The organism is Pseudomonas sp. FW300-N2A2 (assembly GCF_017351735.1).
In the GTDB taxonomy this organism is placed as follows: Bacteria; Pseudomonadota; Gammaproteobacteria; order Pseudomonadales; family Pseudomonadaceae; genus Aquipseudomonas; species Aquipseudomonas migulae.
In genome coordinates this window covers 171,164-188,790 of the sequence record NZ_JACNDU010000002.1, presented here as the reverse complement: position 1 = coordinate 188,790, position 17,627 = coordinate 171,164, and the positions used below count along the sequence as shown (strand labels likewise).

Genomic DNA, 17,627 nt, shown 5'->3' with positions numbered 1-17,627 from the left:
TCGGCCAGCCTGTGCCGCCTGGGACTCGAAACTCAGCTCAACCGAAACCCACCCATCTGCCGCGCCAAATCATCCGCCAACCGCTGTAACGTCTGACAATCCTCTCGGCAAGCCCTGACCTCCCCTGCCGTCGCCCGAGCCAAGTCGGAAATCCCCTGCACGTTGCGGTTGATCTCTTCGGTTACCGCCGACTGTTCTTCCGTCGCGGTCGCGACTTGGTGGTTCATGTCGCTGATACGCTCGATCTGCCCGGTAATCGCGGTCAGCGACGTCCCGGTGCGCTGGCTCGATTCAACACCGGTGCCGGTCGCCGCTTGACCGGTGTGCATCGACGACACCGCGTTCTCCGCACCTTGTTTGAGGCTGCCGATTATTTGCTGAATTTCATCGGTGGACGTTTGAGTTCGCCGCGCCAGCGTCCGCACTTCATCTGCCACGACGGCAAATCCACGGCCCATGTCTCCAGCCCGCGCCGCTTCAATAGCCGCGTTAAGCGCCAGCAAGTTGGTCTGCTCGGAAATCCCGCGAATCACCGCCAACACCTGATCGATCGACGCCACCTGATCAGCCAGTTCGCCCACCGCACTGGCGGCGACACCGATTTCATCGGACATGCTTTCAATATGTCGGATCGACCCACCGACCACTTCCCGCGCCTGCATCGCCTCATCGCGAGCATCCTGCGAGGCAACCGCCGCATTACCGGCGTTCTGCGCGATTTCCTGCACGGTCAGGCCCATTTCGTGGACGGCGGTGGCAACCATGTCGGTCATTTCCTGCTGACGCCCGGAGCGTTCGGCGGTGTTGTCCACAACCTTCGCCACCTGGCTGACGGCGGTGCGCAAACGCTCACTGGTGGTCAGCACTTCGCCGATCATCTCGCGCTGACTGTCGAGGAATCGATTGAAGCCGCGCGCCAGGTCACCGAGCTCATCGGCGCGGCTGGAATCTAACCGGTGGGTCAAATCTCCACCACCGCTACCGATGGCAACCAACGCTGCTGTTACCTGACGAATCGGCCGCACCAACCCACGGGCCAGCAACACCACCAGCAACAGGCACACCAACGCCACCGCCAGGCCAATGCCGCTGCTCATCCACATGGCGCGACGGGCTTCGGCGTAGATCTGCGACTGTGGCACTTCGGCCACCAGGGTCCAGCCCAAGTCCCTCAGCGGCAGGCTCAACGCGAGGAAGTCTTCGCCATCACGCACGAAGCTGCTGCTGGCAGCTTTTTGACCCATGACTGCCTGTGCGGCCGACGCACCGATTTGCTCGACCAAGGTGCGTTTGCCACTGAATTGCGCTTCGGGGTGAACCTGGATCAAACCGTCGGAACGCACGAGATAGACCTTGCCGCGCTCACCGAAGGTGAAGTTGTGAATCAGCTCCGACAGCTCTTTCATGCTCAGGCCAAGCCCGGCAACGCCCACGACTTTGCCGGCCTGCTCGACCTTGAGGTCGATGAACAGCGCCAATTCTCCGGTGGCTGTGTCGTTGTCGATATTGAGGGTGCGCGGCTGGTTGCTGTCGAGGAACGAATAGAACCAGGCGTCTTTGGGATTGGAACGGCTAAGGCTGCGGTCCAGGCCTTTTTCAGTGAAATAGTGGTTTGAAGCCGTACCGACAATTAACGCGGTAAAGGCTTTGTGTTCGGCGCGGATGCCCTCCAGATACTGCACGAACGCGGCGGTCTGGGCACTGTTTTCACCCCCGGCCAACCAGTCGCGCACCATGCTGTTGCTGGCGATGTCCTTGGCGGCGGTGAGGGGTTGAACGAGGATGCGCTCGATGTCGTTGCGCATCGCTTCGATGCTAGACGGCAGCGCTTGTTCGACCAGGTAGCTCTGGGCGAGACGGTTGACCACGAGGGTATAAACGCCAACCACGATCAGAATACTGACCAGCAGGGCGGTGCCCATACTGAGGATCAACTGCCACTGAATACTGCGACGCCAGAACTGCATGGAGCACCCCCAAAGAATAAGAGGCTGAAACACTGCAACAGCCGTGCCGATTGTATACAACGCAAACGACAATTTATTCTTTGGTTGTGCGCAAAGCCGATCAGGCTTGATTGATCGTCTTGGAGATCACTTCAACCGTGGCGCTGACTTGCTCTTGGTAACGGTCGAGTTCGAGCTTGTGCTGCTTTTTCATTTCGATCTGCTGAGAACACAGATTCATCGCGGCCAGCACCAGCAGGCGGTCACCGATCAGGGTCGGGTACTTTCTTTTGGTGTCAGCCAAAGCAGCCTTCAACATCAATGCGGCGTCCAGCAGGGTTTGCTCTTCCCCGGCCGGCGCCTTGATCGAATAGTCCTCCCCCAGGATCGAGACGACTTTTACCCCTGCGGCGCCGACACTCATGCGCTGACCGGGCCGGCGCTGACGCGTTCAACCAGGGCCTGGATGCGGGCGGCGGTGGCGCCTTGTTTCTCTTCCTGTTCCATCAGGCTCAGTTGCAGGCTTTCGTTTTCATCCTTGGCCTGGGCCAGTTCTGCACTCAGGGTCTGGTTCTGTTGAACAAGGTCGCTGACCAGTTGTTCCAATTGGCTTAGGGATGCTTCCAACATTTTGATTTTCCAAGCATTTTCAAGGGGCGCGTACGATAAAGAAAAGTCACCACGGATGCCAGGGTTAATGGGGCGCAAGGCCTTGATTTTCCTGGCGGGCGACCTTCCTCGCGAACTTTAAAGACTGTGATTGGCGGATCTGGTTCCTGCACTTCGTCGCCATAGTTCCTGTAGGAGCGATGCTTGCTCGCGAAGGACGTCCAGACAACGCGTTCATCCAGACTGCACGCGTTACCGTTAACGCCCTTCGTCGGAACGCCGCCCGGAGCAAGCTTCGCTCCTACAGGAAACAGTCTGGCTGCGACAAATACGCGCAGCCCCTCAAGACTTTAGTCGTATGACCGATAAGTCATCCATACGTCAGTCTCAGCGCCGCACAGGTGCGCTCTTTTCGGTAAACACCATGTCCCTTCGTAATATGAATATCGCTCCGCGGGCGTTCCTCGGTTTCGCCCTGATTGGCGGTCTGATGCTGGTTCTGGGGGTGTTTGCCTTGAACCAGATGAGCAAGATTCGCGGTGCTGCCGAGGAAATCACCTTGAGCAGCGTGCCGAGCATCAAAAGCCTCGACGAGTTCACTCAACTCACCTTGCGCCTGCGAGTGCTGTCCTACCGTTTGCTGGTGAACCGCGAGCCCGACGTTCAGCAGAAAACCATGGAGCTGCTGGACACGCGCAACCAACAGATTCGTGCGGCTCAAGCCACCTACGAAAAACTGATCGCCAGCCCGCAGGAACGTGCAGCCTACGATCAATACGTGCAGTTGCTGGGGCAGTACCGCCAGATCGAAGACCGGATGAAAACCCTGTCGCGCAACAATCAGGTCGATGAACTGCGCACGCTGCTCAACACTGATCTGCTGACCAACTCCGAAGCCGTCAACGCGGTGCTCAATCGCTTGCTGGAGATCAACACCCAGCAGTCCCTCGACACCAATCAGCGCGCCGCCGATCAATATGATTCGGCCTTCAATCTGGTGATCACCTTGCTGGTCATCGCCACCGGCCTGACCGTGCTGTTTGCCTGGCTGCTGACCAACAGCATCACCAAGCCAATCGCCAATGCCTTGAGCGCTGCCGAACAAATTGCCGAAGGTAACCTGACTCGCCCGATCACCGTTGATGGCGAAGACGAAGCCGGCCGTTTGCTGCTGGCCATGTCGAAGATGCAAGACAAGCTGCGTGACACCCTGCAGCGGATTTCCGGCTCGGCCACGCAACTGGCCTCCGCCGCTGAAGAGCTCAACAGTGTCACCGACGAAAGCGCCCGTGGCCTGACCCAGCAGAACAACGAAATCGAACAGGCCGCCACCGCTGTCAACGAAATGACCAGCGCCGTGGAAGAAGTCGCGCGCAACGCGGTGAGCACCTCGGAAGCATCGAAGAACGCCACCACGTCGGCCGGTGACGGCCGTGATCTGGTGCAGGAAACCGTCAGCGCCATCGAACGCATGAGCGCCGATGTGCAGAGCACGGCGACACTGATCGGCGATCTGGCCAATGAATCCCGCGACATCGGCAAGGTACTGGACGTGATCCGTGGCCTGGCGGACCAGACCAACCTGCTGGCCTTGAACGCCGCCATCGAAGCGGCCCGTGCCGGTGAAGCCGGGCGCGGTTTTGCGGTGGTGGCGGACGAAGTGCGTGCGCTGGCGCACCGCACTCAGCAATCGACCAGCGAAATCGAACGCATGATCGGCAGCATTCAGACCGGCACCGAGCACGCGGTGGATTCGATGCGCAACAGCACCGAGCGCGCCGAGTCGACCTTGAACATCGCTCGCGGCGCAGGGATGTCGCTGGACACGATCAACAGCGCCATCGTCGAAATCAACGAACGCAACCTGGTGATCGCCAGCGCGGCCGAAGAACAGGCCCAAGTGGCCCGTGAAGTGGATCGTAACCTGGTGAACATTCGTGATCTGTCGGTGCAATCCGCCACCGGCGCCAATCAGACCAGCGCGGCGAGCAACGAACTGTCGCGATTGGCAGTGGACCTGAACACAATGGTTGGACGGTTCAGCCTCTGACCCGCTAACACCACAAATCCCTGTAGGAGCCGGCTTGCCGGCGATGAGGCCCTAAGATTTTGCGATGATCTTGAGGCCGCCATCGCTGGCAAGCCAGCTCCTACAGGGGATTGCGTAATGGCGGATTTCGCGTAGGGCTTTTGATCTGCAAAAGCTTTTTGACAGCATCACATTTCAACAGGTTAGAATCGCTGGCACGCAGACTGCATGGTCAGTGTGTGCCCGCCTTTCAGCTTTCTGGAGTATTGCCTTTGAATGCGACGACCATCAACAGCCTGTTCTTGATCGGCGCGTTGCTGGTAGGTGCGAGCATTCTGGTGAGCTCACTTTCGTCCCGCCTCGGCATCCCGATTCTGGTGATCATCCTGGCCGTGGGCATGGCCGCCGGCGTCGATGGCGGCGGGATTATTTTCGATAACTACCCAACGGCCTATCTGGTCGGCAACCTTGCACTGGCGGTGATCCTGCTCGACGGCGGTTTGCGCACCAGGGTGTCGAGTTTTCGTGTGGCGTTATGGCCGGCGCTGTCGCTGGCCACGGTCGGGGTGTTGATCACCACCGGGCTGACCGGCATGGCCGCGGCCTGGCTGTTCGATCTGAACCTGATTCAGGGCCTGCTGATCGGCGCCATCGTCGGCTCCACGGATGCTGCGGCGGTGTTCTCGCTGCTCGGCGGCAAAGGCTTGAACGAACGGGTCACCGCCAGTCTCGAAATCGAATCCGGCAGCAACGACCCGATGGCGGTGTTCCTCACCGTCACCCTGATCGACATGCTCGCCAGCGGCCAGACCGGCCTGCACTGGAGCCTGCTGACCCACCTGCTGCGCGAGTTCGGCATCGGCGGCGTGATCGGGCTCGGTGGCGGCTGGCTGATGCTGCAACTGGTCAACCGGATCAATCTGGCCACCGGCCTCTATCCGATTCTGGTGATCGCCGGCGGCCTGGTGGTGTTCGCCCTGACCAACGCCCTGCACGGCAGCGGTTTCCTCGCGGTTTACCTGTGCGGCCTGGTGATCGGCAACCGTCCGGTACGCAGCCGCCACGGCATTCTGCACATGCTCGACGGCATGGCGTGGCTGGCGCAGATCGGCATGTTCCTGGTGCTGGGCCTGCTGGTCACGCCGCACGACTTGCTGCCGATCGCCTTGCCTGCGCTGGGCCTGGCGCTGTGGATGATCCTGTTTGCACGGCCACTGTCGGTGCTGGTCGGCCTGCTGCCCTTCAAGGCCTTCCACGGTCGAGAGAAAGCCTTCATTTCCTGGGTCGGCCTGCGCGGCGCGGTCCCGATCATTCTGGCGGTGTTCCCGCTGATGGCCGGTCTGCCCAACGCCCAGCTCTACTTCAACCTCGCCTTCTTTATTGTGCTGGTGTCGCTGCTGGTACAGGGGACGAGCCTGCCGTGGATCGCCAAACTGTTAAAGGTGACGGTGCCACCGGAACCTGCGCCGATCTCGCGCTCAGCCCTGGAAGTGCATGTCACCAGCGAGTGGGAGCTGTTCGTTTATCGCCTCGGTGCCGAAAAATGGTGCATCGGTTCGCCCCTTCGCGAACTGAAAATGCCCGAAGGCACACGCATCGCCGCACTGTTTCGTGGCCAGCAACTGCTCCATCCGTCGGGTAGTACGGTGCTCGAAGTCGATGATTTGCTCTGCGTGATCGGCCACGAACACAACCTGCCGGCCCTTGGAAAACTGTTTAGCCAGGCGCCTCAACGAGGCCTCGATTTGCGCTTCTTCGGCGACTTCGTACTCGAAGGAGATGCCCAGCTGGCGGCGGTTGCTGCCCTGTACGGGTTGAAAGTCGAAGGCATCGATCCGGATATGACTCTGGCCAGCTTCATTGCTCACAAAGTAGGCGGTGCGCCAGTCGTGGGTGACCAGGTGGAATGGAACAACACCATCTGGACCGTCGCGGTCATGGAAGGGAACAAGATCGGCAAAGTGGGCGTCAGATTCCCCGAAGGAAGTCGCCCGGGTCCGGGACTCTTCCTCTAAACTTCATTCTTCGTCTCGTTTTCGATCGGTCTCTATGTCAACCCTGCGCACCTTTTTCATCATGGCCCTGCTGGGCTTGAGTCTGTCTGTCGGCACACTGCAAGCGGCGGAACCACCGTCCAGCGAAGCCGTGCAGGCGAGCCTGGACAAGATCGCCGACCGCAAACTGCCGGAAGCCGATCAGAAAGCTCTGCAAACGTTGCTGCAAAGCACGCTGACTCAGCTCAACAACAAGCGTGATTACGAGCGCAAGCTGGCCGATCTGAAGCAGCAACTCGCTACCGCGCCCAAGCAGAACATCGAGAACCAGCGCGAGCTGACGCGCCTCAAAGCCAGCAGCGTCATCCCTGTGGCGCAACGCTATGGCAAAGAATCCGTGCAGCAGCTCGAGCAGATGCTGACCGAGCGCGCGACCCAGCAAAGTGATATGCAGAAAGCCCTCGCCGATGCGAACAGCCTGGTCATTACCGCCCAGACCCGCCCTGAGCGTGCCCAGGCTGAAATTTCCACCAGCCAGACGCGCATCCAGCAGATCAATAACATCCTCAAGGCCGGCAAAGACAACGGTAAGACCTTGAGCAGCGAACAGCGCGACCTGCTCAATGCCGAACTCGCGGCACTGAATGCACTGATCCCGCTACGTCGCCAGGAACTGGCCGGCAACAGCCAGTTGCAGGACCTGGGCAACAGCCAGCATGACTTGCTCTCGGAAAAATCCGACCGCCTGGATCGCGAAATCCAGGAGCTGCAAAACCTGATCAACCAGAAACGCCTGGCCCAGTCCCAGGAGACGGTGACGCAGCAGTCTATCGAAGCGCAGAAGTCCGGCGGCAGCGCCCTGCTGGCCACCGAAAGTGCGGCAAACCTGAAGCTTTCGGACTACCTGCTCAAGAGCACCGACCGTCTCAACGAAGTCACCCAGCAGAACCTGCAAACCAAGCAGCAACTCGACAACGTAACCCAGAGCGATTCGGCCCTCGACGAGCAAATCAGTGTGCTCAAGGGCAGCCTGCTGCTGTCGAAAATCCTCTACAAACAGAAACAGGGCCTGCCGCGCCTCAAGGTCGACCGCGACCTGGCCGACCAGATCGCCGACATCCGCCTGTATCAGTTCGAAGTCAGTCAGCAACGGGAATTGCTCAGCAACCCGGCGACCTATGTCGACAACCTGCTGTCGACTCAGCCGCCCGAGCAAGTCACCCCGCAACTGCGCAAGAGCCTGCTGGAACTGGCCACGACCCGCGCCGACCTGCTGGAGCGGCTGAACCGCGAACTCAGCGCGGTGCTCAACGAATCGATCACGCTGCAACTCAATCAGAAACAACTGCTCAGCACCGCGCAAAGCCTGCGGGCGACCCTCGACGAACAGATGTTCTGGATTCCCAGCAACAAGCCGCTCGATCTTGAATGGATGCGCGGCGTGCCGGAACGTCTGCAACGCCAGGTGGCGACCCTGCCGCTGGCGTCGAGCGTGAGTGAATTGATTGACGGCCTGACTCAGCGACCGCTGCTGTTTCTCCCGCTGGTACTGGTGATCGGCGCCCTGCTGTGGCGGCGCAAAAGCCTGTATGCCCGACTGAACAAGGTTCACCAGGACATCGGCCACTTCAAACGTGACAGCCAGTTGCACACGCCGCAGGCGATTCTGGTCAATATTCTGCTGGCATTGCCGGTTGCGCTGGGCCTGGCCCTGTGTGGCCTGGCCCTGCAAATCGACGCTCGGGGGCAGAACGCCAACATGGGCGCGGCGCTGCTGCAAATGGCTCAGGCCTGGCTGGTGTTCTACACCGCCTACCGGATCCTCGCGCCGGGCGGCGTCGCCGAACTGCATTTCCGCTGGGAAAAGCCTCAGGTCGAATTCCTCCAGGGCTGGGTCCGCCGTCTCGGGCTGGTGGTCATGGCGTTGGTTGCGGTGGTGGCCGTTGCCGAGCTGCAACCGGCGGGGCTGGCCGATGACGTGCTGGGCATGCCGGTCGTACTGATCTGCTACGCCTTGATGACCTGGCTGCTCAGTCGATTGCTGATCAGCAGCCCGACGCACGAAAACGCCTCGTTGTTCCGCAAAGCGGTCGGGGTCATGTTCACCGTCCTGCCTGTCGCGTTGTTCGTGGCGGTGTGCTTCGGCTACTACTACACCGCGCTGAAGCTCAGCGACCGCTTGATCAACACGCTTTACCTGCTGATGTTCTGGCTGGTGATCGAAGCCACGTTCGTCCGCGGCCTGAGCGTTGCGGCACGCCGTCTCGCGTACCAGCGCGCCCTGGCCAAACGCCAGGCAGCGAAAGAGGCCGGCGATGGCGAAGCGGTGATCGAAGAGCCGACCCTGGACATCGAGAAGGTCAACGAGCAGTCGTTGCGCCTGATTCGCCTGGCGCTGCTCGGCGGCTTCATCGCTGCGCTGTACTGGGTCTGGTCCGATCTGATTTCGGTGTTCTCGTACCTCGACAACATCACCCTCTACGAATACACCAGCGGCACCGGCGCCAACATGAGCATGGTGCCGATCAGCATCGGTGACATGCTGGGGGCGCTGATCATCATCGGCATCACCTTCGCCCTCGCGCGCAACTTGCCAGGGCTGCTGGAAGTGTTCGTATTGTCGAAGCTGAACCTGGCGCAGGGCAGCGCCTACGCCACGACCACGCTGCTGTCTTACGTGATCGCCGGCATCGGTTTCGTCTCGACCCTGTCCACGCTCGGCGTGAGCTGGGACAAGTTGCAGTGGCTGGTGGCGGCGCTTTCGGTGGGACTTGGCTTCGGGATGCAGGAGATTTTTGCGAACTTCATCTCCGGGATCATGATCCTGTTCGAACGCCCGGTGCGGATCGGCGACACGATCACCATCGGCAACCTGTCGGGCACGGTCAGCAAGATCCGCATCCGCGCCACGACCATCACCGACTTCGACCGCAAGGACATCATCGTCCCGAACAAGACGTTCATCACCGGGCAACTGATCAACTGGTCGCTGACCGACACCATTACCCGGGTGACCTTGAAGCTCGGCGTCGATTACGGTTCGGACCTGGACCTGGTGAAAGAACTGCTGCTCAAAGCCGCCCGGGACAACCCGCGCGTGCTGAAGGATCCGGAGCCGCACGTGTACTTCCTGAACTTCGGCGAAAGCACCCTCGACCACGAGCTGCGCATGCATGTGCGTGACCTCGGCGACCGCAACCCGGTACTCGATGAGGTCAACCGCTTCATCAACCGCGAGTTCAAGAAGCAGCACATCAACATTTCGTTCCGGCAGATGGAGGTTTACCTGAAGAACCTGCACGGCCAGGAATACAAAATGGTGCCCATCGAGCCGGAAGCCAAAACCATCGTGCCGATGGCCGACGGCAAACCGCTGCAAGAGCCGCCGCCCGCCAAACTCGACTAACCGCCCTATCCCTAGCAGAATGCTCGGACATTCTGCTGGAGATGGCCGGTGAAAGCCCTCGACGAACTGACCTTCGATAATCGCTTCGATCGCCTGGGCGATACATTTTCTGCCCACGTACTGCCCGAGCCTATCGACAACCCGCGCCTGGTCGTCGCGAGCCCTGCCGCCATGGCGCTGCTCGACCTTGATCCGGCCGAGGCCGAAACCCCGGAGTTCGCCGAGCTGTTCAGCGGCCACAAGCTGTGGGCCGATGCAATTCCGCGGGCGATGGTGTATTCCGGGCATCAGTTCGGCTCCTACAACCCACAGCTGGGCGACGGTCGCGGACTGCTGCTGGGCGAGGTCTACAACGAGGCCGGCGAGCATTGGGACCTGCACCTCAAGGGCGCCGGCCAGACGCCTTTTTCGCGCATGGGCGATGGCCGTGCGGTGCTGCGTTCGTCGATCCGCGAGTTTCTTGCGTCCGAAGCGCTGCATGCCCTGAACATCCCGACCACCCGTGCGTTGTGCGTGATCGGCTCCGACACGCCGGTGTGGCGCGAAAAACAGGAACGCGCAGCCATGATCCTGCGCCTGTCACCGAGCCATGTGCGCTTCGGGCATTTCGAGTATTTCTACTACACCAAACGCCCCGAAAAGCAGAAAGAACTCGGCGAGCACGTGCTGGCCATGCACTTCCCGGAATGCCTCGAACAGCCAGAACCGTACCTGGCGATGTTCCGCGAAGTCGTCGAGCGCAATGCCGAGCTGATCGCCAAATGGCAGGCTTATGGCTTCTGCCACGGCGTGATGAACACCGACAACATGTCGATCCTCGGCATCACCTTCGACTTCGGCCCGTTCGCCTTCCTCGATGACTTCGACGCCAACTTCATCTGCAACCACTCCGATGATCAGGGCCGTTATTCCTTCAGCAACCAGGTGCCGATCGGCCAGTGGAATCTCAGCGCGCTGGCCCAGGCGCTGACGCCGTTCATCAGCGTCGAAGCCCTGCGCGAAACCCTCGGCCTGTACCTGCCGCTGTTCCAGGCCCATTACCTGGACCTGATGCGCCGTCGCCTCGGCTTCACCACCGCTGAAGACGATGACCAGAAACTGCTGGAACAGCTGCTGCAACTGATGCAGAACAGCGGCGTCGATTACAGCCTGTTCTTCCGCCGCCTCGGCGACGAGTCACCCGAGCTGGCCGTCGCCCGCTTGCGCGACGACTTCGTCGACATCAAGGGCTTTGATGCCTGGGCAGAACGCTATGTCGCCCGTGTTGCCCGCGAAGGTGAAGTTAACCAGCAACAACGCCGCCAACGGATGCACGCGGTCAATCCGCTCTACATCCTGCGCAACTACCTGGCGCAGAAAGCCATCGACGCGGCGGAGAGCGGCGACTATTCAGAGGTTCGCCGGCTGCATGCGGTGCTGAGCAATCCGTTCGAGGAGCAACCGGGGATGGAGGGTTACGCCGAACGGCCGCCGGAGTGGGGGAAGCATTTGGAGATCAGTTGTTCCTCTTGAGTGACTTACGGAATGTCGCCTTGATAACCACCGACTTCGACTCCAGATCAGCTTCACTGATTACCCATTTATTCAGAGCCCGATTATGTCCGAACCACTCCTCATCCCCTGCCCCCACTGCAACGGCCTCAACCGCATCCCCGCCGAGCGCCTCGGCGATCAGCCGAAATGCGGGCGCTGCAAAGCCGAGGTCTTGCTGAGCAAGCCTTTTGAATTGAAACAAGGTGATTACGCCAGTCAGATCAAGGGCGATCTGCCGTTGCTGGTGGACGTGTGGGCGGACTGGTGCGGGCCGTGCAAGTCTTTTGCGCCGGTGTTTGAGCAGGCAGCCAGTCAGTTGGCGGGCAAATGCAGGCTGGCCAAGCTGGACAGCGAGGCGAATCAGCAGTTGTCGGCGCAGTTGGGGATTCGCTCGATTCCGAGCCTGATTCTATTCAAGAACGGCCGGGAAGTGGCACGCCAGAGCGGGGCGTTTCCGTTGCCGCAGTTGATGAGCTGGTTGCGTAGCCAGGGGATTTAGTAGCACCACCAATCACTGTGGGAGCGAGCCTGCTCGCGATGGCGGAGTGTCAGCCGACATCAATGTTGAATGACAAAACGCTATCGCCGGCAAGCCGGTCTCGCTCCTACAGGGGCTCGGTGGTGCCGGGAAGATCAGGCGTTTTCGAGCAGGCTATGCAGCTCGACGAATTGCTGGGTCAGCTTGTGCCGTGGGTCGAGGTGGATCAGCGGCGTGTTGGCCTGATGCGATTCGCGCATGCGCACCGAAGTGCCCAGGTACACCGGCAGCACGGGCAGCCCTTCGGCAATCAACTCGTCGAGGATTTGCTGGGGCAGGCTGGCGCGGGCCTGGAACTGGTTGACGACGATACCCTCGACCTCCAGCCCTTCGTTGTGGTCATCCTTCAATTCTTCGATTTCCGCCAGCAAGCCGTACAGTGCCTGTCGCGAGAAACTGTCGCAGTCGAAGGGGATCAGCACACGATCGGCGGCAATCAAGGCAGAAACCGCATAAAAATTTAGCGCTGGCGGCGTATCGAGGTAGATCCGGTCGTAATCTTCGGCCAGCTCGTCGAGCAGTTTGCGCAGCTTGTTGATCTTGTGTTTCGCCTCAAGCTTGGGCTGCAAGTCCGCCAGTTCGGCGGTGGCGGTGATGACGTGGAGGTTGTCGAAAGGGGTTTCGTAGATATCGACCTGGTTTTTCTTCGAAAACGGGCCTGAAGACAGCGTTTGCTTGAAGAAGTCGGCAATCCCCATCGGAATGTCATTACCGGTGAGCCCGGTGAGGTACTGGGTCGAATTGGCCTGAGCATCAAGATCCACCAACAGGGTACGATAGCCCTCGCTGGCACTGACCGCCGCCAGATTGCAGGCAATGCTGGATTTGCCTACGCCGCCTTTCTGATTGAATACCACGCGCCGCATGTCAAAACCTCCGTGTATCAAAGAATGACCGAGTGTAGTAGTCCACGGCGTCGCTTAGCTACCTCGCCGGCACAGGGACTACGCAGTCAGGTGCAAACACTCACCGAAAAAGCCGCCTTCTCGTCCGGAAAAATGCTCTCGGCGCCGACAGACGTCCGTCCACCGATGTGAATAATGGCCAAACGACAGCTTTTCACGAACCAATCGGTACATTTCGTTGAGCAAAATGTAACCAGCATTTGCTACGCGCTCGCCGCAACGGGATAATGCGCGCCACTCGACGCTCAGCGTCACGTCAGGTGAATCGCCGATTTTGCGACTTGCCGCGTCAAGAAAGCCCGCAGGGGCGGGATGAACATCTGTGATCAACTTCAACATCGCCCAATGGCGCGCGTGGGCCCCTGGGCTCGAAAGCGTGGACGATTGGCAGGCCTGGAGCCGACAACCGGTCGTGCTGCCAAGCTGCGATGCCGCCCCCGACGTCTCGTTTCTGCCGGCCATGCAACGGCGGCGGCTCAGCCGTCTGGCGCGGATGGCGTTCAGTGTCGGCTGGCCGTTGGCCGATGGTCGCCCTGACCTACCGTTGGTCTTTATTTCCCGCCACGGCGAAACCCCGCGCACCTTCGAAATCCTCAGCGATCTGGCCGCCGATCAGCCCCTGTCGCCGACTCAGTTCAGCCTGTCTGTGCACAACGCAGTCATCGGCCTGTGGTCGATCATGCGCGGCGAAACCAGCGAAATGACCGCGCTGGCTGCGGCCGGCGATGGCCTTGAACACGGCATGCTAGAGGCTGCGGCGCTGCTTGGCGAAGGAGCGCCCGCCGTCCTGCTGGTGGTCACCGAAGAGCAGCCACCCGAAGCCTATTCGACCTGGATCGACGACGTACCCTTTCCCTACGCGGTGGCTTTGTTGCTCACACCGGGCAATGACTGGCAACTGTCCTTGAACAGCACTTCGGATGAGTTGTCCAAAGCCCACTGGCCCCATGCCCTGAATCTCTTGCGTACCCTGCTGGGCCAGCAGACCACCTGCCAACATGCCTGGAAAAATCGTGTATGGAACTGGCAACGCAATCGGTAACCGAAAAAAACCGCGACGCCTATTACTGGCGTTTGCTGGCCACCGCCGCAAGCTTCACCCTCTTCGGATTGGGCGGGCTTTGCCTGCGCCTGGTGGTATTCCCGGTGCTGGGCTGTCTGCCCGGCGATGCGCAGACGCACCGCTTGCGTGCGCGGCAAACCGTCAGCCGCTGTTTCTGGTTTTTCGTCCGGTTCATGGCCCGCACCGGCGTGCTGACCTACGACATCGAGGGCGCGGAAAAACTCGGCCGCCCCGGGCAAATGATCATCGCCAATCACCCGTCGCTGATCGACGTGGTGTTCCTGATCGGCCTGGTGCGCCATTCCAACTGCGTGGTCAAAAGCAGCCTGTGGGAAAACCCCTTCACCCGTGGCCCGTTACGCTGCACCGAATACATCAGCAACGACGGCAGCATGGACATGCTCGACGCCGCGGCCGACGCGCTGAAAAGCGGTCAGACCCTGATCATTTTCCCCGAAGGCACCCGCACCCAGCCCGGCGAAGCACCCGCCTTCCATCGGGGTGCGGCGTCGATCGCACTGCGCGGTGCGAAAATTCTCACACCGGTGGTCATCAAGGTCAGCCCGACCACTTTGACCAAGGCTGAACCCTGGTATCGGATCCCTAAACGTCGCGTGCACTTCAGTTTCCGTGTCGGGGCCGATATAGACCCACAGGCCTTCGCTGCACAAGGCCCGGCGCCTCAAGCCTCGCGCAAGCTCAATGATTACCTGCATCACTACTTTATTAAGGAGCTCGCCGAAGATGAGCGATCTGCACCGTGAAATAAAACTGTTGATCATCGACGCCCTTGGCCTCGAAGACATCAGCGTCGAAGACATCGGCAATGACCAGACGCTGTTCGGTGAAGGCCTGGGCCTGGACTCCGTCGACGCCCTGGAACTCGGCCTGGCGATCCAGAAAAAGTACGGCATCAAAATCGATGCCGACGCCAAGGACACCCGCAATCACTTCAGCAACGTGGCGAGCCTTGCGGCGTTCGTCACTGCAAAACAGGCAGCTTGAGACCGGACCATGCAAACTCGTGACGACATTTTCAACACCTTGCGCGATGCCTTGGTCGAACTCTTCGAGCTGGATCCAGAACGTGTCAGCCTCGACTCCAACCTGTACCAGGACCTGGAAATCGACAGCATTGACGCGGTCGACCTGATCGATCACATCAAACGCCAGACCGGCAAGAAAATCGCCGCCGAAGAATTCAAATCGGTGCGTACCGTCAGCGACGTCGTCGAGGCGGTCTACCGTCTGGTTCAGCCGGCCGCATGAGTCGACTGATCGGCCTCGGCCTGCTGCTCGCGGGGCTGCTGTACCCTTTCGCGGTGTATTTCGGCATGGAGCATTTCGCCCCGTGGCAGTTCGGCCTGCTGCTGGGCAGCCTGTGGCTGGCGCGAGCGGTGACGGGCGTGCGGCGACCAGGGAGCCTGTGGATGGCCATCGTCGCCATCGTGTTTTGCCTGTTGCTCGCACTGTTCGACAGCCCCGCCATGCTGCGCTGGTACCCCGTGCTGATCAGCGGCTTCATGCTGGTGCTGTTCGGGTTGAGCCTGAAACTCGGCCCGCCGATGATCGAGCGCCTGGCCCGCTTGCGTGAACCACGCTTGCCGGCCAAGGCCATTCGCTACACCCGCCAGGTCACCATTGCCTGGTGCTGGTTTTTTCTTTGCAACGGTTTCTGCGCCGCCGCCCTGACCCTCTGGGCGCCGCTGAGTTGGTGGATGTTGTACACCGGCCTGATCTCCTATGGATTGATCGGCCTGATGTTTGCCATTGAATGGCTCATACGACAACGGGTACGAGGCCACCCATGAATTGGATAAAACTTGAGCACCTGTTGCTCAAGGCTCAGCCGGAACGCGCCGTAACGGCCGGGCCGGTGCTGAATCACGCACAATTGTGCGAACAGGCCCTGAGCCTGGCCGCCGGCCTGCAAGCGCAGGGTGTGCAGCGCATTGCCGTGCATCTGGAAGACGCCGCCGACCTGGCAATTGCCCTGCTTGGCGCCTGGCGGGCCGGGGTCAGCGTGTTGCTGCCTGCCGACCTGCAACCCCAGACGCGCCAACGCTGGTCGAGTGAAGTCGATCTGTGGCTGACGGATCAGGCCGATGACGCTCAGTTGAGCGACTATCGCCATGCGCCGCTAAGTGCAGCAGCGCTGGACCTGGATCGCTGCACGCTTAGCCTGTGCACCTCCGGCTCCAGTGGCGCGCCCAAACGCATCGACAAAAACCTGCGCCAACTGGCCAATGAAGTCGAAGCCCTGGAACACCTCTGGGGCGCCGATCTGGCTGAAGCCTGCATCATCGGCAGCGTCGCCACCCAACACATCTACGGTTTGCTGTTTCGGGTGTTGTGGCCGCTGTGTGCCGGGCGCTCGTTCGTGCGCAAGCAACTGGCCTTTCCGGAAGATTTGCAGCGCGCCAGCCGCGAACACCCGGCCTTCGCCTGGGTCGCCAGCCCGGCGCTGCTCAAGCGCATGGGCGACAACCTCGACTGGCCGGCCTTGAGCGCGGTTCGTCGGGTGTTTTCCTCGGGCGGCGCATTGCCGGCCGAGGCGGCGCAAAGCCTGCAGCAACGCCTGCAACAGTGGCCGACGGAAATCTTCGGCAGCTCGGAAACCGGCGGCATTGCCTGGCGCCAGGGACTTGATTTGTGGCAGCCGTTTGCCGGTATCGAATTGAGCCAGGACAGCGATGGCGCGCTGCTCATTGCCTCGCCGTACCTGCCGCCCGGCCATATTGAACACACCGCGGATGCCGCGCGAATCGCTGCCGATGGCCGCTTCGAATTGCTGGGCCGTCTGGACCGGATCGTCAAACTGGAAGAAAAACGTATCTCCTTGCCGATGCTGGAACACGCGCTGATGGCCCACGACTGGGTCGCCGAAGCGCGCCTGGGCGTAGTTCAGGAAAATCGCGCATCACTGGGTGCATTGCTGGTGCTGAGCGAGCAAGGTTTGCATGCCTTGCGCAATCAAGGGCGACGCACCCTCACTCAGGCATTGCGCCAACACCTGAGCCAGCATTGCGAAGCCCTTGCCTTGCCTCGACGCTGGCGTTTACTGCGGCAGTTGCCGCTGAACGCTCAGGGCAAACTGCCTCAGGCCGACGTCGAGGCGCAGTTGCTGGCGCCGCGTCCGAAGGCACCGCAAGTGCTGGAGCAGGTCGAAGCCGATGGCGAATGGAGCCTGCAACTGGCGGTGCCACCGGACCTCGCCTACTTCAGCGGCCATTTCCCTCAGGCGCCGGTATTGCCCGGCGTGGTGCAAGTGGATTGGGCGTTGAGCCTTGGCCAGCAACTGATGAACCTGCCGGAAAAATTCGCCGGCATGGAAGTACTGAAGTTCCAGCAACTGGTGCGCCCCGGCGATGAAATCCAGTTACACCTGCGTTTCGACCCGGTACGCAGCAAGTTGTATTTCGCCTATCGCAACGAGACCGCCACGTGTTCCAGCGGGCGGATTTTGCTGGAGGCTTCGAGTGATGCATAAATTTGGTGAGTGCTGCGCACTCAATCGCGAGCAGGCTCGCTCCCACAGGGTGTCTGCGTCGCGCACGAATCTAGTGTGGGAGCGAGCCTGCTCGCGATGCAGGCAACTCGGTCT

The 17,627-nt window shown here is 60.6% G+C and carries 15 protein-coding genes and 1 pseudogene; 12 read left to right on the top strand and 4 right to left on the bottom strand.

Annotated features, from left to right (window positions below; all coding sequences use genetic code 11):
* Positions 1-32: 32 nt before the first annotated feature.
* The 3 genes from J4E42_RS04465 to J4E42_RS04455 all read right to left on the bottom strand — a co-directional run bounded on the left by J4E42_RS04465 (position 33) and on the right by J4E42_RS04455 (position 2,576).
* Complete coding sequence (locus J4E42_RS04465) at positions 33-1,967, bottom strand: methyl-accepting chemotaxis protein (RefSeq protein WP_207284700.1); 1,935 nt, start codon at positions 1,965-1,967, stop codon at positions 33-35.
* 100 nt (positions 1,968-2,067) lie between these two features.
* Entirely contained in the window at positions 2,068-2,370 is a 303-nt protein-coding gene (locus J4E42_RS04460; protein WP_008025105.1) for a cell division protein ZapA, read from the bottom strand.
* Positions 2,367-2,576, bottom strand: coding sequence for a hypothetical protein (locus J4E42_RS04455; protein ID WP_008025106.1), 210 nt, complete (start codon positions 2,574-2,576; stop codon positions 2,367-2,369). Before J4E42_RS04455 ends, J4E42_RS04460 begins: the two co-directional genes overlap by 4 nt.
* 337 nt (positions 2,577-2,913) lie before the next feature.
* Between J4E42_RS04455 and J4E42_RS29675 the strand changes: the two are divergent.
* The 6 genes and pseudogenes from J4E42_RS29675 to trxC form a co-directional block, all read left to right on the top strand.
* A pseudogene (locus J4E42_RS29675) lies at positions 2,914-3,750 on the top strand (MCP four helix bundle domain-containing protein); the annotation flags it as partial.
* The gene (locus tag J4E42_RS29670) at positions 3,733-4,605 is read left to right on the top strand and encodes a methyl-accepting chemotaxis protein (protein WP_404943242.1); all 873 of its coding nucleotides are present in this window, start codon (positions 3,733-3,735) and stop codon (positions 4,603-4,605) included. The pseudogene J4E42_RS29675 and the gene J4E42_RS29670, both read left to right, overlap by 18 nt.
* A gap of 251 nt (positions 4,606-4,856) precedes the next feature.
* Complete coding sequence (locus tag J4E42_RS04445; RefSeq protein ID WP_008025108.1) at positions 4,857-6,599, top strand: potassium/proton antiporter; 1,743 nt, start codon at positions 4,857-4,859, stop codon at positions 6,597-6,599.
* 34 nt (positions 6,600-6,633) lie between these two features.
* Positions 6,634-9,984, top strand: a complete 3,351-nt coding sequence (mscK, locus tag J4E42_RS04440) for a mechanosensitive channel MscK (RefSeq protein WP_008042036.1) — start codon at positions 6,634-6,636, stop codon at positions 9,982-9,984.
* Positions 9,985-10,032: 48 nt separating this feature from the next.
* On the top strand, positions 10,033-11,496 hold the full coding sequence (selO, locus tag J4E42_RS04435) for a protein adenylyltransferase SelO (protein WP_207284698.1): 1,464 nt from the start codon (positions 10,033-10,035) through the stop codon (positions 11,494-11,496).
* A gap of 85 nt (positions 11,497-11,581) precedes the next feature.
* Positions 11,582-12,016, top strand: coding sequence for a thioredoxin TrxC (gene trxC / locus J4E42_RS04430; protein ID WP_008042033.1), 435 nt, complete (start codon positions 11,582-11,584; stop codon positions 12,014-12,016).
* 134 nt (positions 12,017-12,150) lie between these two features.
* On the opposite strand, the gene J4E42_RS04425 is transcribed toward trxC, so the two are convergent.
* Complete coding sequence (locus J4E42_RS04425) at positions 12,151-12,921, bottom strand: ParA family protein (RefSeq protein WP_008025116.1); 771 nt, start codon at positions 12,919-12,921, stop codon at positions 12,151-12,153.
* Positions 12,922-13,282: 361 nt separating this feature from the next.
* Here J4E42_RS04425 and J4E42_RS04420 point away from each other — a divergent pair, with 361 nt between their 5' ends.
* From J4E42_RS04420 to J4E42_RS04395, 6 genes are read left to right on the top strand one after another with little or no spacing between them, the layout of a single operon-like run.
* Positions 13,283-14,002 carry a beta-ketoacyl synthase chain length factor gene (locus J4E42_RS04420; RefSeq protein ID WP_207284697.1) on the top strand — a complete coding sequence of 240 codons (720 nt, stop codon included), beginning with the start codon at positions 13,283-13,285 and terminating at the stop codon, positions 14,000-14,002.
* Positions 13,978-14,787 (top strand): 1-acyl-sn-glycerol-3-phosphate acyltransferase, encoded by an 810-nt coding sequence (locus tag J4E42_RS04415; protein ID WP_008025119.1) that lies wholly within the window; start codon positions 13,978-13,980, stop codon positions 14,785-14,787. Before J4E42_RS04420 ends, J4E42_RS04415 begins: the two co-directional genes overlap by 25 nt.
* On the top strand, positions 14,768-15,028 hold the full coding sequence (locus tag J4E42_RS04410; RefSeq protein ID WP_008025122.1) for a phosphopantetheine-binding protein: 261 nt from the start codon (positions 14,768-14,770) through the stop codon (positions 15,026-15,028). Before J4E42_RS04415 ends, J4E42_RS04410 begins: the two co-directional genes overlap by 20 nt.
* Before the next feature lie 9 nt (positions 15,029-15,037).
* On the top strand, positions 15,038-15,292 hold the full coding sequence (locus tag J4E42_RS04405; RefSeq protein WP_008025124.1) for an acyl carrier protein: 255 nt from the start codon (positions 15,038-15,040) through the stop codon (positions 15,290-15,292).
* Complete coding sequence (locus J4E42_RS04400) at positions 15,289-15,834, top strand: hypothetical protein (RefSeq protein WP_207284696.1); 546 nt, start codon at positions 15,289-15,291, stop codon at positions 15,832-15,834. Before J4E42_RS04405 ends, J4E42_RS04400 begins: the two co-directional genes overlap by 4 nt.
* Positions 15,831-17,513 carry an acyl-CoA synthetase family protein gene (locus J4E42_RS04395; RefSeq protein ID WP_207284695.1) on the top strand — a complete coding sequence of 561 codons (1,683 nt, stop codon included), beginning with the start codon at positions 15,831-15,833 and terminating at the stop codon, positions 17,511-17,513. Before J4E42_RS04400 ends, J4E42_RS04395 begins: the two co-directional genes overlap by 4 nt.
* The last annotated feature ends 114 nt before the right edge of the window (positions 17,514-17,627 follow it).

What these genes read in the sequence shown, in the direction of transcription:
- J4E42_RS29670 (WP_404943242.1), top strand. Translation starts at nt 3,733, where the DNA reads ATGTCGAAGATGCAAGACAAGCTGCGTGACACCCTGCAGCGGATTTCC.
- J4E42_RS04410 (WP_008025122.1), top strand. Translation starts at nt 14,768, where the DNA reads ATGAGCGATCTGCACCGTGAAATAAAACTGTTGATCATCGACGCCCTT.
- J4E42_RS04405 (WP_008025124.1), top strand. Translation starts at nt 15,038, where the DNA reads ATGCAAACTCGTGACGACATTTTCAACACCTTGCGCGATGCCTTGGTC.
- J4E42_RS04455 (WP_008025106.1), bottom strand. Translation starts at nt 2,576, where the DNA reads ATGTTGGAAGCATCCCTAAGCCAATTGGAACAACTGGTCAGCGACCTT.
- J4E42_RS04395 (WP_207284695.1), top strand. Translation starts at nt 15,831, where the DNA reads ATGAATTGGATAAAACTTGAGCACCTGTTGCTCAAGGCTCAGCCGGAA.
- J4E42_RS04465 (WP_207284700.1), bottom strand. Translation starts at nt 1,967, where the DNA reads ATGCAGTTCTGGCGTCGCAGTATTCAGTGGCAGTTGATCCTCAGTATG.
- J4E42_RS04400 (WP_207284696.1), top strand. Translation starts at nt 15,289, where the DNA reads ATGAGTCGACTGATCGGCCTCGGCCTGCTGCTCGCGGGGCTGCTGTAC.
- J4E42_RS04415 (WP_008025119.1), top strand. Translation starts at nt 13,978, where the DNA reads ATGGAACTGGCAACGCAATCGGTAACCGAAAAAAACCGCGACGCCTAT.
- J4E42_RS04425 (WP_008025116.1), bottom strand. Translation starts at nt 12,921, where the DNA reads ATGCGGCGCGTGGTATTCAATCAGAAAGGCGGCGTAGGCAAATCCAGC.
- J4E42_RS04460 (WP_008025105.1), bottom strand. Translation starts at nt 2,370, where the DNA reads ATGAGTGTCGGCGCCGCAGGGGTAAAAGTCGTCTCGATCCTGGGGGAG.
- trxC (WP_008042033.1), top strand. Translation starts at nt 11,582, where the DNA reads ATGTCCGAACCACTCCTCATCCCCTGCCCCCACTGCAACGGCCTCAAC.
- mscK (WP_008042036.1), top strand. Translation starts at nt 6,634, where the DNA reads ATGTCAACCCTGCGCACCTTTTTCATCATGGCCCTGCTGGGCTTGAGT.